This is a genomic window from Aquabacter sp. DMC10, assembly GCF_056314145.1.
This window is the reverse complement of sequence record NZ_JBQUYX010000001.1, coordinates 1,018,670-1,038,640: the sequence shown is the minus strand read 5'-3', so window position 1 is coordinate 1,038,640 and position 19,971 is coordinate 1,018,670. Positions and strand designations below refer to the sequence as shown.

Genomic DNA, 19,971 nt, shown 5'->3' with positions numbered 1-19,971 from the left:
AGGTCGAGGCGGACGCGCTCCATCAAAGTGTTAGAGACGGAAAACGCCGTCACGGAAGTGTTGCATGATATGGGTTGTCAGCCGGCTTCGACAACCCGCGCGAAGGTGAGGGCATCCACGTGGGCGGCCCCTGCCCGCCGGAGGGCTCGCGCGCACGCATCCAGGGTGGCCCCGGTGGTCAGCACATCGTCGACTAACAGAATGCGACGCCCGCAAACATGCGGCTCGGCGGCAGGTGGAACAGCGAACGCGCCCGACACATTGCGGTGGCGCTCAAGCCGGCTCAACGACACCTGAGAGGGGGTGGCGCGCACTCGCACAAGCGCATCTGTCCTCCAGTTTTTTTCAGAAGCCGTCGCCAAGTGCCGGGCGAGAAGCGCGGCTTGGTTGAAACGGCGCCTCCAGAGCCGGAAGGCGTGCAGCGGAACCGGCACGATCAGGTCCGTCTGCGCGATCACGTCCCGGCCGGCCTGCGCCATGAGTCGCGCCATGGGCCGGGCGAGGTCCAGGCGATCGCCATATTTGAGCCCGTGGACCAGGTCGCGGGAGACATCTCCGAAGATCACAGCGGCCCGGGCCCGGTCGAAAGCGGGCGGGGCGGCGAGAGCCTCGCTGCTGAGATAGGGACCGGCATCCCCGACCGGCGTGAAGGGCAGGGGCGTGCCTAGCCGCTCGCAGAATGGACGGGAGATGAAGACGAGCCGCGGCCAGCACGCCCCGCACAAACCTCCCTTTCCAACAATCACCGCCTGGCACGCCATGCAGGTGGGAGGCAGGACGAGATCGACGAGATGCTGCCCCATCCCGCCGGCCAGACGGACGACGGGCGCAAGCCGCCTTCGCCAGGGGGCGCCGGATGCCAGCCGCGCCTCGTCCATGAATGCTCCCGCCGATGAACCTTGAAGCCGAGCGGCAGCAAGCATGCGCGCGACCCGTGCCACCGGCAAGTGCCGCCCCGCGAATCAGGGGCGCCAGCGCTGCAAGGTCAGGGCATTGGCGATGACGCTCACGGATGAAAGCGACATGGCTGCCGCCGCCACCATGGGCGAGAGCAGGAGGCCGAGGGCCGGATAGAGCACCCCCGCCGCCAGCGGCACGCCAGCGGCGTTATAGGCGAAGGCGAAGAACAGGTTGCGCCGGATGTTGGCCATGGTGGCCCGCGACAGGGAGCGGGCATGGGCGATGCCCGCCAGATCCCCGTTCAGGAGCGTGATGCCAGCGCTTTCCATGGCCACATCCGTGCCGGAACCCATGGCGATGCCCACGTCCGCGGCGGCCAGCGCCGGGGCATCATTTATGCCGTCGCCCGCCATGGCCACCACATGGCCGGAGGCGCGCAGGGCTTTCACCTGGTTGACCTTGTCCTGCGGGCTCACCTCGGCGTGCACCTCGCGAATGCCAAGGCGCCTCGCGACAGCCTCGGCGGTGGTCCGATTGTCGCCGGTCAGCATGACGACCCGCACCTTGTCGGCCTTCAGCGCCTTCAGCGCCTCGGCGGTGCTGGCCTTGATGGGATCGGCGATGGCGGCAAGGCCCGCCAATTTCCCGTCACGGGCGATGAACACCACGGTTGAGCCGGACTGCCGAAGCGCATCGGCTTCGGCCAGAAGCGGCCGGCATTCGGGCCCGCCTTCCGTGATGAAGCCAGCGTGGCCCACCGCGACGGCGGCGCCTTCCACCGCGCCGCGCACCCCGCGACCCGGTATGGCCTGGAAATCCCGCACTGTTGCCAGCTCCAGGTCACGTGCCCGCGCCTCGGCCAGGAAGGCGGCGGCCAGCGGATGCTCGCTGCCGCGCTCGAGGCTGGCCGCAAGGCGCAGAAGCGTGTCCGCATCTCCATCGAGCGCCCGCAATTCCACGATCCGGGGCCGGCCTTCGGTGAGCGTGCCCGTCTTGTCCACCAGGATGGTGTCCACCTTTTCCAGCCGCTCCAGGGCTTCGGCATTCTTGACCAGGACGCCCGCCTGTGCGCCGCGCCCGACCCCCACCATCACCGACATGGGCGTGGCCAGCCCGAGCGCGCAGGGACAGGCGATGATGAGGACGGAAACGGCGGCGGTCAGCGCATAGGCGAGGCGCGGCTCCGGCCCCACCAGCATCCAAGCGGCGAAGGCCAGGAGGGCCGCCGCCACCACTGCAGGCACGAACCAGCCGGACACCTTGTCCGCGAGCCGTTGGATGGGGGCGCGCGACCTCTGGGCGGTGGCGACCATTTGCACGATCTGGGCGAGCATGGTTTCCCGGCCCACCTTTTCCGCCCGCATGAGGAAACCACCGGTGGCGGCCAGGGTGCCGCCGATCACCGCATCGCCGACCCGCTTCGCCACGGGGACGGATTCACCTGTGACCAGCGACTCGTCCAAGGCGCCGCGCCCCTCGGTGATGATGCCGTCCACCGGCACCTTTTCACCCGGCCGCACCCGCAGGACATCGCCCTTGGCCACCAGGTCCAGGTCCACGTCTTCGTCCGTGCCGTCCGGCCGCACCCGGCGCGCCGTCTTTGGCGCGAGGCCCAGGAGGGCCTTGATGGCGCCGGAGGTGCGTTCGCGCGCCTTCAATTCCATCACCTGGCCCAGCAGGACCAGCACCGTGATGACGGCCGCGGCCTCGAAATACACGGCCACCGCCCCGTCATGGGTCATCAGCCCATGGGGAAACAGGCCCGGCAGGAAGGTGCCCACCAGGGAATAGGCATAGGCGACGCCCGTGCCGATGGCGATGAGCGTGAACATGTTCAGGTGCCCGGTGCGCACCGAGGCGATGCCGCGCGCAAGGAAAGGCTGGCCGGCCCACAGGACCACCGGCGTGGCGAGCGCGAACTGCACATAGTTCGACAGCTGCTGCGGCAGGAGATGCAGGCCGAACAGGTGCTGACCCATTTCCAGCACGAAGACGGGCAAGGCGAGCGCGAGGCCGATCCAGAAGCGGCGAGTCATATCCGCCAGTTCTTCATTGGGGCCGTCGTCCAGGCTCACCAGCTCCGGTTCCAGCGCCATGCCGCAAATGGGGCACGTGCCCGGGCCCACCTGGCGGATCTCCGGGTCCATGGGGCAGGTATAGATGGTGCCCTCGGGCACCGGTTCGGCCGCCACGGGCTCGCCGGACAGATAGCGGGCCGGATCGGCGTCGAACTTGGTCTTGCAGCTGGGATTGCAGAAATAATAGGGCCGCCCCTCATAGGTGGAGCGGTGCTTGGCCGTATGGGGATCCACATCCATGCCGCACACCGGGTCCTTCTCCAGGTGGCTGGCGGCGGGCGCGGCATGGGTGTGGCCGGCGTGGTCGTGTCCGTGATGATGGCCCTGGGAGCCCTCGTGCCCATGACCGCCGCAGCAGGCGGCGGCCGGCGGCGTCAGCTCAAGAGGCGTGGGGGCGGAGCAGCAGGCCTGCGCCGCTGCCGCCGGGTCGGATGGGCGCGTCTTGGGAGGCGCGGCCGAACGCGGCGCGGCGGTGAGGTCCAGGGGCGGAGGCGGGGCGCAGCAGTCGGGCTCCGGCGGCGGGACGGCGGCGCCATGCCCGTCTCCGCCGCAGCATCCGCCGTCTTCCGCCGTCTTGCCAGGGTGCGCCGCGGGCGCTGCAGGCCATGCCAAGGGCGCCGGACCGCCACAGCAGTCTGCGCTCGCAGCCGGCTTGGACAGATCCAGCGGCGCAGGGCTCGAACAGCCGCAGCCAGGGGCCTCCGCCGGTTTGCCGTCGGCCGGAGTGGAACTGTGCGGGCGGGCGGGGTCGGTCGTGTCTGCCATGATGGCCTCACCACAGGGCAAGGGGGCGGAGGCGTCTTTGCGCTGGCTCAGTTTCCGCGAAAGAAACCCCACGGGGGTATCGGCTCGCTTGTGTGATATACCCATAGGGGGTATATGGCAAGCATGGGACCCACCGCCAAGACCTCCGTCATGAAACGCCTCAAGCGCATCGAGGGGCAGGTGCGCGGCATCACCAAGATGGTGGAGGAGGACCGTTACTGCATCGACGTGGTGACCCAGATCGCGGCCGTGCGCGCGGCCCTGCGCAAGGCGGAGGAAGAGGTGTTGCGGGACCATGTGGCCCATTGCGTCGAGCACGCCATCCGCTCGGGCAATGCGGAGGAGCAGCGCAAGAAGGTGGCCGAACTGATGGATGTGCTGTCACGCACGGAGCGGTAGGGCGGTTCAGTCCGGTCGGCTGATTCTTCAATCCACGTCCACACGTCCCCGCCGCAGGCTCTTCACGCTGCCGCGCCGCTCCTTGGCGGCCAGCCGGCGCTCCTTCGAGGCGAGGGTGGGCCGCGTCTTGCGGCGGATGGGTGCCACATAGGCCGCCTCGCGCAGCATCTCCACCAGCCGGCCGATGGCATCCTCGCGATTGCGCTCCTGGGTGCGGTGGCGCTGGGCATGGATGATGACGACCCCGTCCTGGGTCATGCGGCTGCCAGCGATGGCGGGCAGACGGGACTTCAATCCCTCAGGAAGGCTGGGCGAGGCCAGGGCGTCGAACCGCAATTGAACGGCGGTGGACACCTTGTTCACATTCTGCCCGCCGGGGCCGGAGGCGCGCACATAGGCGAACTCCAGCTCGTCCTCGTGGAGGGCGATGCGGTGGGTGATCGCGATCATGAGAACGGCTCGCGGCGGGTCATGCCGTCCACATGCGGCAGCTTGCGCCGCCGCGCAAGGGTTGAGGCCCGCCTGCGCCGGTGCTCAGATGGCGTGTCGGTTCGCGCTCGGGCCGAAATGCTCCACATAACGCGGGCTGATGACGGCACGCGGCAGGATGATGAGCACGTCGGTGGTGCCGAACTGGTGGTCCACCACGGCGCCATCGCCCACATAGCCTCCCAGTCGAAGGTATCCCTTAACCAGCGGGGGCAAGGCGTGCATGGCCGCCTTCAGATTGACGTCAGCAGGCGCCATCCGGTTCATGGAGACATAGCGCTGCGGGATGGCGGAGGCCCGCCATTCTTCCGGCGCCAGCGCATTGTGGTGAAGGAAGGAAAGCGGCAGCGCCATGGCCGCAGGGTCGGTGCCCTCGAGGCTGGCGCAGCCGAACATCACGTCGATGTCGTTGCGCAGGATGTAAGTCCAGATGCCGTGCCAGAGCAGCTCCACCGTTCGCTTGTTGCGGTAGGGCTTCAGCACGCAGGAGCGGCCCAGCTCCAGGAACTTCAGGTCCGGGTGCGCGTCGACGATGCGGTTCACGTCAAACTCGGCCTGGGTGTAGAAGCCGCCATGGCGGCGGGCCACGTCCTGCCGCAGCAGGCGATACGTGCCCACCACCTTGGGCTTGACGCGGCCGAGGACCATCTTGGCCTCGTCGTAATCCAGCACCAGCATGTGGTCGCAAATGGCGTCGAAGGCATCCATGTCCCGCCGCGCCAAGCGCGCGGGGCCGTCCGGGAGCGCGGACATTTCCTCGTAGAAGACCTTGTAGCGCAGCTTCTGGGCCCGCCGCACGTCGCGGGCGGTGCGCGCCAGGCGCACCTCCAGCGAGCCGAGACGGCCGAGCACCACCGGCTCGCCCAGAGGCAGCACTTCCCGGTGGCGGATGCCCGAATAGGCCCGCAAGTCGCTGACGAATTTCTGTGAGCCGGGAATGCCGGGAACGCCGCGCTCCGCCCAGGCCAGGGGGTCGGCGAAATTCACCCGCGCCACGTCAATGCCCTTGCCCAGCAAGGCGGGCAGGTTGAAGGCGGGCTGCATCTGGGGCTCCGGCATCTGGCGTTTCATGCAGCGACCCCTCCCCAGGCCGTCACGGTCGGCGATTTCTGGCGCGCGCCGCCGCAGACCGAGCCGGGCGGCGCCACCTTTCCGCATGACCGTGGACACCACCATAAGATTCATACGCCCATGTGACAATGCGACAGTCACACTTCGTCACCTAACGTAAGGCCCTCCTTTTCAAGAGGGATATGCTGGGCGCGCCCCGGAAGCGCCGGCCCGTGGTCCCGTTCACGCTTTGGGAGGAAAGCCGTGTCATGAGAAGGCATGGCCTGCCGGCTGCGGCGGGCGGCACGGCCGCGCCGGGGGCGCGGGGATACTCATAGGGGGTCAAGACATGCTTGGGATTTCTCGCGGCGCCGGCGCCCGGATGCGCGCCACCGCTCTCACCGCCGCGCTGCTGGGCGCCGGCGCCCTGTTCGGCGCCGAGGAGGCCGCCGCCCAGCCGCGCCCCATTCCCTCGTCCGTCTCCACCGTCGACGTGCCCGGCGTCGGGGCCATGACCGTGCTGACCTATCAGGCGCGCTTCGTTTCCGCGGACCCGGTGGAACGCCGGGTGGTGCTGGAAGGCGCCAACGGCAAGCGCTGGTCGGTGGTGGTGCCGCCGCTGTTCGGCGACGTGATGGCCATGGCCAACAGCCAGAGCATCACCGTGCGGGTGCTGCCCGGCGTCGTCACCTATCTGGGCAAGGCGCACCAGGGCACGCCCGGCCGCGTCTCCGCGGAAGTGGTGCTGAAGGATGGCCTGCCCGGCTGGCCGCAGGATTTCGGCTTCCGGGAAGTGACCATCACCAACATCCTGGTCAACATCGACAAGGCCAACGGCACCATCTCCTTCGAGGGCATCGACGGCCTGGTGCGCACCGTGAAGGCGGCCAACGCCCAGGTGCTGGCGGACCTCCAGCAGGTGGAACTCGGCGATCTCTGCGAGATCCGCTATTATGAAGGCCTGTCCGTGACGGCCAATTACTGACGGGCTATGGCGCACGGGCCGCCCCATTCAGGCGGCGGCCCGGGTGCGATCCGCCAGGGCCCGGTAAGCGAGGGCCTCCGCCAGATGCTGGCGGCCGAGCGTCTCCGCGCCGGCCAGGTCCGCCAGCGTCCGCGCCACCTTCAGCACCCGATGGTAGCCCCGCGCCGACAAGTTCATGGCCTGCGAGGCGTCCCGCAGCAAAGCCAGCGCCGGCCCGTCGGGCACCGCCACCTGCTCCAAGAGGGGGCCGGAGGCGTGGGCGTTCATGGTCACATCCGGGCGCCCCAGCGCCGCATAGCGCTCCCGCTGCACCGCGCGGGCATTGGCGACGCGCGCTGCCACGTCCCGCGAGCTTTCCGAGGGGGCGGGCGAGACCAGGTCCGCCGCCCGCACCGCCGGCACTTCCAGATGGATGTCGATGCGGTCCATGAAGGGGCCCGACAGGCGCGCCTGATATTCGTCGGCGCAGCGCGGCCCGCGCTTGCAGGTAAAGCCCGGCTCACCCGCCCGCCCGCAGCGGCAGGGATTCATGGCCGCCACCAATTGGAAGCGCGCGGGATAGCTCACCCGATGGTTCGCCCGCGCGATCAGCACCTCGCCGCTTTCCAGGGGCTGGCGCAGCGAATCCAGCACCTGGGGCGAGAATTCCGGCAATTCGTCCAGGAACAGCACGCCATGATGGGCGAGCGACACCTCGCCCGGCCGCGCCTTCATGCCGCCGCCCACCATGGCGGCCATGCTGGCGGAATGGTGGGGCGCGCGGAACGGGCGGCGGTCCATGAGCGCGCCGTCCTCGATGGCGCCGGCCACCGAGGCGATCATGGAGACGTCCAGCATTTCCGAGGGTGACAGCGGCGGCAGGATGGAGGGCAGGCGCTGGGCCAGCATGGACTTGCCGGCGCCGGGCGGGCCCACATACAGCAGATTGTGCCCGCCGGCAGCGGCCACTTCCAGCGCCCGCCGGGCGGTCTCCTGGCCCTTCACGTCCTTCAGGTCCGGCAGGCCCTGCGCCCCGGAGCGTATGCGCGGGTCGGGCCGGGCCAGGATCTGCCGGCCGGTGACGTGATTGGCGAACTGGATCAGGCTGTCGGGGGCGAGGATGGCCATGTCCGGGCTGGCCCAGGCGGCTTCCGCGCCGCAGGCGGCGGGGCAGACCAGGCCATGGCCGCGCGCATTGGCGCCGATGGCTGCCGGCAGCACGCCCGCCACCGCCGCGATGGTGCCATCAAGGCCCAGCTCGCCCACCACGGTGAAGCCGGCAAGGCTGTCGGAGGGGATGGCGCCAATGGCCGCCATGAGGCCGAGCGCGATGGGCAGGTCATAATGGGAGCCTTCCTTGGGGAGGTCGGCGGGGGCAAGATTCACGGTGATGCGCCGGGCGGGCAAGGCCAGCCCGGAGGCGATGAGGGCGGCCCGCACGCGCTCCTTCGCTTCAGTGACCGCCTTGTCCGGCAAACCGACGATGGTGAAGGCGGGCAACCCCGCCGCCACATGCACCTGAACGTCCACGGGGCGCGCATCCACCCCCGCAAAGGCCACCGTCGCCACCCGCTGGATCACGCCCCCCTCCTTTGCGTGCCCACATCCCAAGGTTGCTCAGCGTAACCCGCCACCGCCCGCTACACAAGAACGAAATGGGAACGCATGGCCCGCCGGCTGGGTCTGCCGCGGCTGTGCTTGTCACGCCCGGGGAACGGGCGCATGAGGGACGTCGCCCTTATCACGAACTGAAAACGGCGTCCGGGAGATCACCATGAGCACGAACAGCGCCGATGTCCGCGGCATCCAGGCCCTGGTGGAAAGCCAGTTCGGCCCCCAGGCGGCGGCCTATGTGACCAGCCAGGTCCATGCCAGCGGCGAGGATCTGGCGGCGCTTGCCGGGGCGGTCGAGGGCAAGGGTTTCCACGCGGCGCTGGATCTGGGATGCGGCGGCGGCCATGTGAGCTTTACCCTCGCCCCCCATGTGGGCCAGGTGACCGCCTATGACCTCTCCTCCGACATGCTCGGCGCGGTGGCGGCCGAGGCGGCCCGGCGCGGGCTGTCCAACATCTCGACGCAGGTGGGCTTTGCCGAGGCGCTGCCCTTCTCCGACGGTGCCTTCGATCTCGTCGCCTCCCGCTACAGCGCCCATCACTGGTCGGACGTGCCGGCGGGGCTGGCCGAGGCGCACCGGGTGCTGAAGCCCGGCGGCACCGCCATCTTCATGGATGCGGTGGCCCCCGCCCATCCCCTGCTGGACACCTTCCTCCAGGCGGTGGAATTGCTGCGCGACCCCTCCCATGTGCGGGACTATTCGGTGGCCCAGTGGAAGGCCATGGCCGAGCAGGCGGGCTTCAAGGTGGAGCGGGTGGAAGCCCGGCGCATCCGGCTGGACTTCCAGTCCTGGGTGACGCGCATCCGCACCGACGCGCTCCATGTGGATGCCATCCGCTCGCTCCAGGCCCTGGCGGCGGACCTGGTACGCGATCACTTCGCCATCGAGGCGGACGGCTCCTTCATGCTGGACAATGCCAGCCTGACGCTGAGCCGCCTCTGAAGCTTCAGCTCTTCTTTTCCAGGAGCAGGTGACCCTGCTTCTGGATCATGTCCTTGGCCTTCTGCGCCATCATCTGGAGGAACCAGGGCAGTTCCACGCTGAGATGGACGGCATCATCAGCCACATTCATCTCGCCCTGCGCCTTCTGGCCGAGAACGGCGATGCGGAAGGCCAGGTGGCTGTCGGTCCAGGTCTCTTCCTCCACCACCAGCTTGTCGGCGAAGCGACCGCGCACGGCGGTGAGGCCCTTCTGGAGGCGCCGGGTGGCCTCGTCCTTGCCGAGGCGGTGGGGGATGGAGACGGTGAGCGGTTGGGCCATGCTTCAGCTTTCCATGCGGGCGCCCTCTGCGCGCTTCAACAACGCGCGGGCGCCGGTCCGGTTCAGGGCGATGGGGCGGTTCAGGCCGCCCGGCGCTTGTCCTCGATCTTGTCCCAGATCTGGGCGGCAATGTCGGGGCCGCCCAGGCGCTTGATGGCGCGCAGGCCGGTGGGCGAGGTGACGTTGATCTCGGTGAGGTTGCCGGCGATCACGTCGATGCCCACGAACAAAAGCCCCCGCTCGCGCAGGGCCGGGCCGATGCGGGCGCAGATCTCCAGCTCGCGGTCGGTGAGGTCGGTGGGTCGGGCGGCGCCGCCGCGCACCATGTTGGAGCGCAGATCGCCCTCGGAGGGCACCCGGTTCACCGCGCCCGCCGCTTCGCCATCCACCAGGATGATGCGCTTGTCGCCGTGCTTCACCTCGGGCAGGAAGCGCTGGATCACCCAGGGCTCGCGGAAGGTGGCGGCGAAGAAGTCATAGAGCGAGCCGAAATTGAGGTCATCCGCCGTCAGGCGGAAGACGGCGGCGCCGCCATTGCCATAGAGCGGCTTCATCACCACGTCGCCAAACTCGGCCCGGAACGCCTTGATCTCTGCGAGGTCGCGCGTGATGAGCGTCGGCGGCATCAGGTCCGGGAAATGGGTGACGAAGATCTTCTCCGGCGCGTTGCGCACATGGGCGGGGTCGTTCACCACCAGGGTCTTGGGGTGGATGCGCTCCAAGAGGTGCGTGGTGGTCACATAGGCCATGTCGAAGGGCGGATCCTGGCGCAGCAGCACCACGTCATAGTCGGAGAGCGCCACCCGGCGCTTCTCGCCCAGTTGGAAATGGGCGCCGGCCTCGTCCTTGACCGTCAGCGGCTCGACGGTGGCGTACACCGTGCCGTCGCGCATGGCCAATTGGTCGGGCGTATAGTGCACAAGGCTGTGGCCGCGCTTCTGGGCTTCCAGCAGCAAGGCGAAGGTGGAATCGCCGGCGATGTTGATGCGGGCGATATGGTCCATCTGGACCGCGACCTGAAGGGTCATTAGGGATCTCCGGCGAGCGCCAGGGAGGAAGGTTCCCCCTATCTATAGCCGCGAACCGCCCGCCGCCAGAGCGGGGGCTTTTCGTCGCTTCAGAAGCTCGCGTCGAACGCCCCGGGCACATGTTCCATCTGGCCGGCATTGGTCATCAGCACCGCGTCGAAGCGCATGTTGAGGGCGGCAAGCTCGGGATGATCAGCGAGATAGGCTTCGGCGGCGGCGGCGATGCGGCGGCGCTGGCGGGGCAGGAGGGATTCGCCGGCGGTGGCGAGGTCCGCCCGCACCTTCACCTCGCAGAAGACCAGGAGATCGCCCAGCCGGGCGATGATGTCCACTTCGCCCGCCTTGGTGCGCACCCGCCGGGCGAGAATCTCGAAGCCCAGGGCCACCAGGCGCTCCGCCGCCTTGTCCTCCGCCTGGAGCCCACGGGCATAGGTGCGGGCGGCGTGGGCGGTGGTGCGGGCCGGCGGGTGGGGCGGCTTGGGTTCGGTCGGTTTGGGCGTTGCCGGGCGGCGGTCAGCCATCGCTGTCCTCCGGCCCGCGCGTCAGGGCGAGGGCGCGGGCATAGACGTCGCGCTTGGGGCGGCCGGTGAGGGCGGTCACGGCGGCCACCGCATCCTTCAGGGAGTGGTCGGCGAGCGCGGTGCGGAGCGCGCTGTCCACGTCCGTATCGCCGGCGGCCTCTTCCAAGGGCGGGCCAATGACGAGCACGATCTCGCCCTTGGGCGGGCCGGCCTCGGCATAATGGGCGGCAAGTTCGGGGAGCGTGCCCCGGCGCACTTCCTCGAAGGCCTTGGTCAGTTCCCGGCACACCGCCGCCCGGCGGGCGCCGAGGCCCTCGGCGAGGTCGGCGAGGCTTTCGGGCAGGCGGGGGCCGGTTTCATAAAGGATGAGGGTGGCGGGGAAGGCCTTCAGTTCGGCGATGCGCCCGGCCCGCTGGCCGGCCTTGGGCGGCAGGAAGCCGTCGAACAGGAAGCGGTCCGTGGGCAGGCCCGCCGCCACCAGGGCCGCCAGGAGCGCGGAGGCGCCGGGCAAGGGATGGATGCGATGGCCCGCCTGCGCCACCTCCACCACCAGCTTGAAGCCGGGGTCTGACACGAGTGGCGTGCCGGCGTCGGATATCAGCGCCACCGCCTCGCCGGCCGCAAGGCGGGCCAGCAGGCGCGGGCGCATGCTGGCGCCATTATGGTCGTGATAGGGCACGAGCGGCGCCTCGATGCCGTAGCGGTCCAAGAGGCGGCGGGACATGCGGGTGTCCTCGCAGGCGATCACGTCGGCCCCGGCCAAGGTCTCCAGGGCGCGCAGCGTGATGTCGCCGAGATTGCCGATGGGGGTCGCCACCACATGCAGGCCCGGCGCGAGGCGGGCGGCGGGCAGGCGGGTTCCGGCGATGACATAGGCGCGCGGGCGATCGGGCGCGGAAGGCGAGGCGTTCATGGGGCGCCTTATAGCAGATCCCGCGCCGCGCCGGGCTGTGCAATCCGTGGCCGGCGGGGCCGGGCGGGCCGGCGCAGCGGGCTGGGCGCATTCCCCCTTCGGCCCTGCGGGCACCCGTGCCCCCTCTGCTCTGTCCTGTGCCATGGTCTTCGGCTCCTGGCTCTGTCCCGCCTTGCCCCTCCCGTCTCGCCTCTCCCGCGCTTCGCTGGAGGGGGGATTTTCGGGCGTTGGCTCTGCTCTGCCTTGGCGTCGGTCATCTCAAACCCTCCCCCTGCGGAACCGGCCCCCTCTCCCGCGAAGCGCTGAAGGGTGGGGGAGGGGGCAAGGGCGGTCGGCAAGAGGATGCGAGCCCTTCGCCGCCCAGCACCAACATCCCCGCCGATGGCGAGGTGGAGGGATGCGGGAGCGGCCGGCGCGCGGCGGCGCGCCAGATGGGTAAGGGTTTGACGTCGGAGCCGGGCTCCGTCCGCTCCCGCGCGGGGATTTGTGGCCTCGGTCCCGCGCCGCGTGGGCGACAGGTTCTCCCATCAGCACCGGCCGAACCACTGCCGGATCGGTGCGCCTGGACCTTCAGCCTCCTCTGCTAACGGTTCGGGGGGCGTTATTCCCCGTCCCGTCGGACACCCGCCCCCGGCACCACCCGTCAGGCCGCTCCGGACGCGCCCCTCCTTGGTGTCAGGTGAGCACACCATAGCAGAGGTGCAGCAATATAGGAATATAGTCTAGGATATTTTTCTCAGGCGGGGTAATTGGGGGCTCTCGCCCTGCCCCCTCCCTATCCCTCCCCCGCTTTGCGGGAGAGGGGACTTCCGTGCGCCCGGTCGGGGCGGCGCTCTGCTCTGCCTCGGCCTGCATCCTCCCAACCTCTCCCCCAGCGCGACAGGCCCCCTCTCCCGCTAAGCGGGGGAGGGTTGGGGAGGGGGAAATGGAGGGAGGGGGAAATGGAGGGGAGGTGTCCGGAGGGGAGACAATGGCCAGAACGCTCCCCCAAACGCAAACGGCCGGGCAGAGCCCGGCCGTCGCACACCATCCAGAAACAGAAGGATCAGGCCTTGCCGGCCTCGTCCGTATCGCCCTTGGCCTCGGCCGGCTCCTCGCGCGGGGCTTTGGGGCCGCCGCGGGAGACGCCCACCATGGCGGGGCGCAGGACGCGGTCGCCGATCACATAGCCGGCCTGCACCACCTGGAGCACCGTGCCCGAGGGCACCGTCTCGTCGGGGATCTCGAACATGGCCTGGTGGAGATGGGGGTCGAAGCGCTGCCCCTTGGGCTCGATCCGCCGCACGCCGTACTTTTCCAGCGCCTTCAGGAGGCTGCGCTCGGTGAGTTCGAGGCCGTCCAGCAGCGACTTCACGCCGCCCTCGGCCTTTTCCTTCACCTCGGCCTCCACGGCGCCGAGCGCCCGGGCGAGATCGTCAGCCACGTTCAGCACGTCGCGGGCGAAAGAGGTCACGCCATAGGTCTTGGCGTCGGCAATCTCGCGCTCGGCCCGGCGGCGGATGTTCTCCGCCTCGGCGAAGGCGCGCAGATACTTGTCCTTGAAAGCCGCGACCTCGGCCGCCAGACGCTCGCGCTCGGCATGGAAACCGTCGGCGGCCGCGGATGCCAGCTCCTGCATGTCGGCAATTTCCGGGTCCGCAGCCGGATTGGTGCGATTGTTGTCGCTCGCGCCACCCTGCTCGCTCATCACGCTGTCCTCGTCACGTCACATGCCGACCCGCCGGGGCCGGCCTCCATTCGCCCCGCATATCGGCATCGCGGGGATAAAAATCAAGCGGAGTCGGACCCGGGCGCTCCCAGAATGCGGCTGACCACCCGCGCGGTGAAGTCCACCATGGGGACGATGCGGCCATAATTGAGCCGTGTCGGCCCGATCACGCCCAGCACGCCCACCACCCGGCCCTGCCCGTCGCGATAGGGGGCGACGATGGTGGACGAGCCCGACAGCGAGAACAACTTGTTCTCCGCGCCGATGAAAATGCGCATGGATTGCGCCTCTTCCGCCCGGCCGAGCAGGTCCACCACCTCGCTCTTGGCCTCCAGATCGTCGAACAGCAGGCGGATGCGCTCCAGGTCGTCCAGCGCCCGCAAATCCTCCAGCAGCTTGGCCTGCCCGCGCACGATGAGGCGACGTTCCGACGCATCCCCGCCGGACCAGGAGGCAAAGCCTTCCTCCACCACCCGGGCGGTCAGTTCGTCCAGTTCCCGGCGCAATTGGGCGGTCTGCGCCTCCATTTCGCTGCGCGCCTCGCCGAGCGTGCGCCCGCGCACCCGGGCATTGAGGAAATTGGAGGCCTCCACCAGCGCCGACACGGGCAAGCCGGCGGGCAAGGGCAGGACGCGGTTTTCCACTTGCCCGTCTTCGGAGACCAGGATCACCAATGCCCGGCGCGGGTCCAGCGGCACGAATTCCACATGCTTGAGGCGCGGGTCGCTCTTGGTGGTGGTCACCACGCCCGCCCCCCGCGAGAGGCCGGACAAAAGCGCGGAGGCCTCGTTGAGGATGCCTTCCACCGAATAGCCCTTGGCGGCGGCGGCCACCTGGGTCTCGATGCTCTTGCGGTCGCGCTCGTTGACGTCGCCGATCTCCAGCAGCGCATCCACGAAGAAGCGCAGGCCCTGGTCGGTGGGCAGGCGCCCGGCGCTGGTGTGGGGCGCATAGATGAGCCCCGCCGCCTCCAGGTCCGCCATCACGTTGCGCACCGAGGCGGGCGACAAGGTCATGGGGATGATGCGCGAGAGATTGCGCGAGCCCACCGGTTCGCCGGTGGCGAGATAACTCTCCACGATCTGGCGGAAAATTTCCCGCGAGCGCTCGTCCAGCTGGGCGAGGGCGGCGGAGTTCGGGGGAATGAACGGGTTCAGGGGCACGGCGGTCATTCCGGGTTTCGGGGCAGGAGGCAAAGACGCAGGGGGCGCCGCGTGGTCCGGCGTTTCCTCTCGCCTTTCCGCACATAGGCAGCAGGACACCCGCCGCCAAGGAGGGACGCTGCCGCCTTGGCCAACACCTGCCGCCGACCCCCCTTGTGCTCCAACATGGCTCCCGTTCCCGCAGGGTGCGAACCCTCATCCTAATGGCAGCCCTGCGCTCCGCTCAATGCCTCCCCCTGCGCAGCCCCTTGCCCCCGCGCCTCCCGGCCCCTACAACCGGCGCCCTGTTTCACCACGGATTGGACAGACGAATGCGCCCCAGCCGACGCGCCGCCGACGAGATGCGTCCCGTTTCCTTCGAGCGGGGCGTGATGCGCCATGCGGAAGGGTCCTGCCTCGTCAAGTTCGGCGACACCCATGTGCTGGTGGCTGCGACCCTGGAAGAGCGCCTGCCGCCGTGGCTGAAGGGCCAGGGCCGGGGCTGGGTGACGGCGGAATATTCCATGCTGCCCCGCGCCACCCTGGAGCGCACCCGCCGCGAGGTCACCCAGGGCAAGCCCTCCGGCCGCACCCAGGAAATCCAGCGCCTGATCGGCCGCTCGCTGCGCACGGTCACCGACCTCGTCGGCCTCGGCGAGCGCCAGATCACGCTCGATTGCGACGTGCTCCAGGCCGATGGCGGCACCCGCACCGCCGCCATCACCGGCGCCTGGATCGCCCTGTACGATTGCCTCGCCTGGATGCGCGCCCGCTCCATGGTCAAGGAAATCCCCCTGCGCGAGCATGTGGCGGCGGTGTCCTGCGGCATCTATAACGGGACCCCCGTGCTGGACCTCGACTATGCCGAGGACAGCAAGGCCGAGACCGACGCCAATTTCGTCATGACAGGAACCGGCGGCATCGTGGAGATCCAGGGCACGGCCGAGAAGACCCCCTTCAGCCAGGACGAGCTCCTGTCGCTCCTGGGTCTCGCCCGCACCGGCATCGACCGCCTGGTCGCGCTCCAGAAGGAAGCCATCGCCTGATGTCCCACCGCCGTCTCTCCGGTCGCCTCGTGGTCGCCACCCACAATCCCGGCAAGCTCATCGAAATGCGCATGCTGCTGGAGCCGTACGGCGTGGAAGCGGTCTCGGCCGGCGAGCTCGGCCTGCCCGAGCCGGAGGAGACCGGCGTCACCTTCGCCGAGAATGCGCGGCTCAAAGCCGTGGCGGCGGCGAAGGCGGCGGACCTGCCCGCCTTCGCCGATGACAGCGGCCTGTGCGTGGACGCGCTGGGCGGCCAGCCCGGCATCTATACCGCCCGCTGGGCCGGTCCCGACAAGGACTTCGAGCTGGCTATGCAGAATGTGCAGGCCCTGCTCATCACCCGCGGCGCCATCACGCCCGAGCAGCGTGGCGCCAAGTTTGTCTCGGCGCTGTGCCTGGCCTGGCCGGATGGGCATCTGGAGGAGTTCGAGGGCATCGTCACGGGCACGCTGGTGTGGCCGGTGCGGGGCGCCAAGGGCTTCGGCTACGACCCCATGTTCGTGCCGGAGGGTCATGAGCGCACGTTCGCGGAGATGACGGCGGAGGAAAAGCACTCCATGCCGCCCCTGGGCTTCGGCCTGTCCCACCGCGCGCGGGCCTTCCGCAAGCTGGCGCAGGCGTGCCTGGAAGGGTGAGCGCACGCCCCCCTCACCCCCCGCAGGATACGGCCGGCGGCTTCGGGGTCTATGTCCACTGGCCCTTCTGCCTGGCCAAATGCCCCTATTGCGACTTCAACAGCCATGTGCGGCACGCCCCGCCCGATCAGGCGCGCTTCGTCGCCGCCTTCCGGCGCGAGATCGCGCACATGCGGGCGCTGTCCGGGCCGCGGGCGGCGCAGAGCGTGTTCTTCGGCGGCGGCACGCCGTCCTTGATGGCGCCGGCGACCGTGGCGGCCATCCTGGAGGCGGTGGACGCCGCCTGGCCGCTCACCGATGACGTGGAGATCACGCTGGAGGCCAATCCCACCAGCGTGGAAGCGGAGCGCTTTGCCGGCTATCGATCCGCTGGGGTCAACCGGGTGTCGCTGGGCGTGCAGTCGCTGGTGCCTGAGGATCTCAAAAAGCTCGGCCGCATGCATTCGGTGGATGAGGCGCTCAAAGCCGTCGCCATCGCCCGCGCCGCCTTCCCGCGCGTGTCCTTCGACCTCATCTATGCCCGCCCCGGCCAGACGCCGGAGGACTGGGCGCTGGAATTGAGGCGCGCCATCGGCGAGGGCTGCGAGCATCTCTCGCTCTACCAGCTCACCATCGAGCCGGGCACCATGTATGAGAAGCTCTATTCCGCCGGAAAGCTGCTCATCCCCGACGACGACCATGCCCGCGCTTTGTGGGACGTGACGCAGGAGATCACGGCGGACGCGGGTCTTCCCGCCTACGAGATTTCCAACCATGCCCGGCCGGGGGCGCAGGCGCGGCACAATCTGGTCTATTGGCGCTATGGCACCTATGCGGGCGTCGGCCCCGGCGCCCATGGCCGGCTGTCGGTGGACGGGACGCGCGTCGCCACTTTCACCGAGCGCCTGCCCGAGCGCTGGCTGGAGGCGGTGGAGCGGGATGGCCATGGCATGGTCTCGCAGGAGACCCTGGACCTGGCCGAGCAGGCGGATGAAATGCTGCTCATGGGCCTGCGCCTCGCCGAGGGCATCGACCTCACGCGCTACGCCCGCCTCTCCGGCCGATCGCTGGACGAGGGGCAGATCACGCTGCTCGCCTCCGAAGGGCTGGTGCGCCGGGAGGGCGACCGGCTGGCGGTGACCCCCGCCGGCTTCCCGGTGCTCAATGCGGTGATCGCGGCGCTGGCGGGGTAGCCCCCTCAGAAGCTGCGCGGCGCCGGGCTCACCACGGTGGCGCTGCCGGCCTTGATTTCCATCACCGCCAGGCCGCGCTCGTTGGTGCCGTCGGGCCGGAAGCGGAAGATGCCGTCCACGCCGTTGAAGCCGGACGGGCTGGTGAGCGTCACGTCGGTCAGCCCGTCCGCCCCCTGGGAGCGCACGATGGCGGAGACCAGCGAGACCGCGTCATAGGACAGCGTCGCCGTGCGCACGGGATCGGTGCCGTAGCGGCCGCGATAGCGCTGGGAGAAGGAGCGCCAGCCATTGGTGTCGGCGCCGGCATATTGGGCGCCCTCCATCTGCGGGCTGGAGAACAGGCGGGGATCATCCCACAGGCCCGTGCCCAGCGGGCGCACCTTCTTCACGTCGACCCCGGCGGCGGCGAGTTGCTGCACCACCTGGGGCACATTTTCCGCCGTGTCGGGAATGAAGACGCCGTCCGCCTGCCCGGCGGCGAGGGCCACCTTGCGCACCGCATTGCCGAGGCGCGTGGCGTCCATGGAATAGCGCTCCAGCGCCACCACGCGCCCGCCCGCCGCCGAGGCCGCCTGCTGGAAGGCGCCCTCCGCCACCGAGCCATAGGCATTGTCGGGAATGAGGCCGATGAAGGAGCGCCGTCCCTGGGAGGCGGAATAGCGGATGATGCGGTCCACATCGCTCTGCGGCAGGAAGCTCAACAGATAGATGCCGGCGGTGGCCACATTGGTGTCGGTGGAAAAGGCGATGACGGGAATGCCCCGCGCCCGCGCCACCTGGCCGGCGGCGCCCACCGAATGGGCGAAGAGCGGACCCAGAATGATGCGCGCGCCCTCGGCCACCGCCGCCTCGGCGGCGGCGCGGGCGCCCTGGGCGGTGCCGCCGTCATCCTTCACCAGCAAGGTGATGGGCGGCTGGCCGGTCTCCGACAAGGCCAGCTCGGCCGCATTGCGCATGGACAGGCCGACCGCCGCCGCATTGCCCTGGGCGCCCAGCGGCAGGATGAGGGCCACCGGCGGGCCGGAGGAAATGGGCTGGGCCGCGGGCGTCGCCGCCAGTTCGGCGGCGCTGGGCGGCGGCGGGGGCCTGGAGCCCATGTCACCGGCGCAGGCGGCCAGCAGCGAGGCGCTTGCCGCCGAGCCCGTCCATTGCGCCGCGCGGATGAGGAAGCGGCGGCGGGACGGAGCCGTGTCTCCTTGATCCAGCCCCTCGCGCGTGACGCGAACCGAACCGTGCGCGAGATCGTCCACCCGTTCTTCTCCCTCTGACTGGGGCGCTTGTGCGTGGTTCCACGCATATCGCCCCGGCGGTGTTTTGGCGAGGGCGCGGCGCGGGTGGACGATCAACTTCAGCCGATCAGGCTGCGCGCGAGCACGTAAAGCCCGACGCAGAAGACAATGACGGCGAAGGCCACGTTGAGCCGGCCCTTCTGCCCCGCCAGCAGCTTGGACAGGCGCATGCCGACGAGGCTCCCGGCCGTGCCGCCGCCCACCAGCATGGCCGCCAGCGGCCAGGACACGAGGCCCGACAGGGCGTAATTGGCCGAGGTGGTCAGCCCGAAGGCGGTGACCGCCACCAAAGACGACCCCACCGCATTCAGCATGGGCATGCCGGTGGAGATCACGAGCCCGGGCACGATGAGAAAGCCGCCGCCAATGCCGAAGAAGCCGGAAAGCGCGCCGCTGCCCATGCCCATGCCCACCACGCCGGGAAAGGTCGCCCGCGACAGGCGGACCGCCGGGTCCCCCTCCGTGCCCCGGCGCTTCAGCATCACCAGGGCGATGACCATCATCACCGCCGCGAACAGGGCCAGAAGATGGGCGCCGTTGATGGCCTTTCCCACGGTGGACCCGCCCGCCGCCCCGAGCATGCCCGCGGTGGCGAAGGTGAGGGAGCATGGCCATTTCACCTGGCCCGCGCGGGCATAGGCGGCAAGGCTCAGCGCCGCATTGACCGTCACCGCCACGGCACTGGTGCCGATGGCCAGGTGCGGGTCGTGCAGGCCGACGAAATAGACCAGCAGCGGCACCGCGAGCACCGATCCGCCCCCGCCCACGAGGCCGAGGGAGAAGCCCACCAGGGTGCCGGCCACAAGGCCGAGCAGGAGCTGCGCCAGGGAAATCATGGCCGACCTGCGCGGGCGAGCAGGATGGTGCGCAACAGAGTGGCGCGAGAGGCGAAGGCGGACGCGGGCTTGGGGACGGAGGGGATCATCGGCGTCACATATTTTAGTATTTCATATATTGCTAAATTAAAAAAACAAGCTAGCCTTGTCAAATGCAATC

General features: G+C 69.5%; 19 protein-coding genes. 6 read left to right on the top strand and 13 right to left on the bottom strand.

The window, feature by feature from the left end:
* Nucleotides 1-77 precede the first annotated feature (77 nt).
* Nucleotides 78-878 (bottom strand): ComF family protein, encoded by an 801-nt coding sequence (locus ACT54L_RS04755; protein ID WP_476084378.1) that lies wholly within the window; start codon nucleotides 876-878, stop codon nucleotides 78-80.
* Between the two features lie 84 nt (nucleotides 879-962).
* The gene (locus ACT54L_RS04750) at nucleotides 963-3,356 is read right to left on the bottom strand and encodes a heavy metal translocating P-type ATPase (protein ID WP_476084417.1); all 2,394 of its coding nucleotides are present in this window, start codon (nucleotides 3,354-3,356) and stop codon (nucleotides 963-965) included.
* A gap of 510 nt (nucleotides 3,357-3,866) precedes the next feature.
* On the opposite strand from ACT54L_RS04750, the gene ACT54L_RS04745 reads away from it, so the two are divergent.
* Nucleotides 3,867-4,142 (top strand): metal-sensitive transcriptional regulator, encoded by a 276-nt coding sequence (locus ACT54L_RS04745; RefSeq protein WP_476084377.1) that lies wholly within the window; start codon nucleotides 3,867-3,869, stop codon nucleotides 4,140-4,142.
* A gap of 27 nt (nucleotides 4,143-4,169) precedes the next feature.
* Here ACT54L_RS04745 and arfB read toward each other — a convergent pair whose 3' ends face one another.
* Both arfB and olsB read right to left on the bottom strand, forming a co-directional pair.
* Nucleotides 4,170-4,592: an alternative ribosome rescue aminoacyl-tRNA hydrolase ArfB gene (gene arfB, locus ACT54L_RS04740; RefSeq protein WP_476084376.1), complete on the bottom strand. Its 423-nt coding sequence runs from the start codon at nucleotides 4,590-4,592 to the stop codon at nucleotides 4,170-4,172.
* Nucleotides 4,593-4,676: 84 nt separating this feature from the next.
* A complete protein-coding gene (gene olsB, locus ACT54L_RS04735) occupies nucleotides 4,677-5,702 on the bottom strand; it encodes a l-ornithine N(alpha)-acyltransferase (protein WP_476084375.1) in 1,026 nt (341 codons plus the stop codon).
* A 328-nt stretch (nucleotides 5,703-6,030) separates the two neighbouring features.
* Between olsB and ACT54L_RS04730 the strand changes: the two genes are divergently transcribed.
* On the top strand, nucleotides 6,031-6,666 hold the full coding sequence (locus ACT54L_RS04730) for a hypothetical protein (RefSeq protein ID WP_476084374.1): 636 nt from the start codon (nucleotides 6,031-6,033) through the stop codon (nucleotides 6,664-6,666).
* A gap of 27 nt (nucleotides 6,667-6,693) precedes the next feature.
* Here ACT54L_RS04730 and ACT54L_RS04725 read toward each other — a convergent pair whose 3' ends face one another.
* Nucleotides 6,694-8,226 carry a YifB family Mg chelatase-like AAA ATPase gene (locus ACT54L_RS04725; protein ID WP_476084373.1) on the bottom strand — a complete coding sequence of 511 codons (1,533 nt, stop codon included), beginning with the start codon at nucleotides 8,224-8,226 and terminating at the stop codon, nucleotides 6,694-6,696.
* 193 nt (nucleotides 8,227-8,419) lie between these two features.
* Between ACT54L_RS04725 and ACT54L_RS04720 the strand changes: the two genes are divergently transcribed.
* The gene (locus ACT54L_RS04720; RefSeq protein ID WP_476084372.1) at nucleotides 8,420-9,202 is read left to right on the top strand and encodes a class I SAM-dependent methyltransferase; all 783 of its coding nucleotides are present in this window, start codon (nucleotides 8,420-8,422) and stop codon (nucleotides 9,200-9,202) included.
* A 4-nt stretch (nucleotides 9,203-9,206) separates the two neighbouring features.
* Here ACT54L_RS04720 and ACT54L_RS04715 read toward each other — a convergent pair whose 3' ends face one another.
* The 6 genes from ACT54L_RS04715 to hrcA form a co-directional block, all read right to left on the bottom strand.
* A complete protein-coding gene (locus tag ACT54L_RS04715) occupies nucleotides 9,207-9,521 on the bottom strand; it encodes a polyhydroxyalkanoic acid system family protein (RefSeq protein WP_476084371.1) in 315 nt (104 codons plus the stop codon).
* 80 nt (nucleotides 9,522-9,601) lie between these two features.
* Nucleotides 9,602-10,549 carry a glutathione synthase gene (gene gshB / locus ACT54L_RS04710; protein ID WP_476084370.1) on the bottom strand — a complete coding sequence of 316 codons (948 nt, stop codon included), beginning with the start codon at nucleotides 10,547-10,549 and terminating at the stop codon, nucleotides 9,602-9,604.
* Between the two features lie 89 nt (nucleotides 10,550-10,638).
* Nucleotides 10,639-11,070, bottom strand: coding sequence for a YraN family protein (locus ACT54L_RS04705; protein ID WP_476084369.1), 432 nt, complete (start codon nucleotides 11,068-11,070; stop codon nucleotides 10,639-10,641).
* Nucleotides 11,063-11,983: a 16S rRNA (cytidine(1402)-2'-O)-methyltransferase gene (rsmI, locus tag ACT54L_RS04700; RefSeq protein WP_476084368.1), complete on the bottom strand. Its 921-nt coding sequence runs from the start codon at nucleotides 11,981-11,983 to the stop codon at nucleotides 11,063-11,065. The genes ACT54L_RS04705 and rsmI overlap by 8 nt, the downstream gene beginning before the upstream one ends.
* 1,045 nt (nucleotides 11,984-13,028) lie before the next feature.
* The gene (gene grpE / locus ACT54L_RS04695) at nucleotides 13,029-13,670 is read right to left on the bottom strand and encodes a nucleotide exchange factor GrpE (protein WP_476084367.1); all 642 of its coding nucleotides are present in this window, start codon (nucleotides 13,668-13,670) and stop codon (nucleotides 13,029-13,031) included.
* A gap of 83 nt (nucleotides 13,671-13,753) precedes the next feature.
* Nucleotides 13,754-14,863 (bottom strand): heat-inducible transcriptional repressor HrcA, encoded by a 1,110-nt coding sequence (gene hrcA / locus ACT54L_RS04690; RefSeq protein WP_476084366.1) that lies wholly within the window; start codon nucleotides 14,861-14,863, stop codon nucleotides 13,754-13,756.
* A 302-nt stretch (nucleotides 14,864-15,165) separates the two neighbouring features.
* Between hrcA and rph the strand changes: the two genes are divergently transcribed.
* The 3 genes from rph to hemW are packed head-to-tail and all read left to right on the top strand — an operon-like array spanning nucleotide 15,166 to nucleotide 17,686.
* Nucleotides 15,166-15,879 (top strand): ribonuclease PH, encoded by a 714-nt coding sequence (gene rph, locus ACT54L_RS04685; protein WP_476084365.1) that lies wholly within the window; start codon nucleotides 15,166-15,168, stop codon nucleotides 15,877-15,879.
* The gene (gene rdgB / locus ACT54L_RS04680) at nucleotides 15,879-16,514 is read left to right on the top strand and encodes an RdgB/HAM1 family non-canonical purine NTP pyrophosphatase (RefSeq protein WP_476084364.1); all 636 of its coding nucleotides are present in this window, start codon (nucleotides 15,879-15,881) and stop codon (nucleotides 16,512-16,514) included. The genes rph and rdgB overlap by 1 nt, the downstream gene beginning before the upstream one ends.
* Complete coding sequence (gene hemW / locus ACT54L_RS04675; protein ID WP_476084363.1) at nucleotides 16,511-17,686, top strand: radical SAM family heme chaperone HemW; 1,176 nt, start codon at nucleotides 16,511-16,513, stop codon at nucleotides 17,684-17,686. The genes rdgB and hemW overlap by 4 nt, the downstream gene beginning before the upstream one ends.
* Nucleotides 17,687-17,691: 5 nt before the next feature.
* Here hemW and ACT54L_RS04670 read toward each other — a convergent pair whose 3' ends face one another.
* Nucleotides 17,692-18,936, bottom strand: a complete 1,245-nt coding sequence (locus tag ACT54L_RS04670) for a penicillin-binding protein activator (RefSeq protein WP_476084362.1) — start codon at nucleotides 18,934-18,936, stop codon at nucleotides 17,692-17,694.
* A 98-nt stretch (nucleotides 18,937-19,034) separates the two neighbouring features.
* Nucleotides 19,035-19,811, bottom strand: coding sequence for a sulfite exporter TauE/SafE family protein (locus ACT54L_RS04665; RefSeq protein ID WP_476084361.1), 777 nt, complete (start codon nucleotides 19,809-19,811; stop codon nucleotides 19,035-19,037).
* Nucleotides 19,812-19,971: the final 160 nt, after the last annotated feature.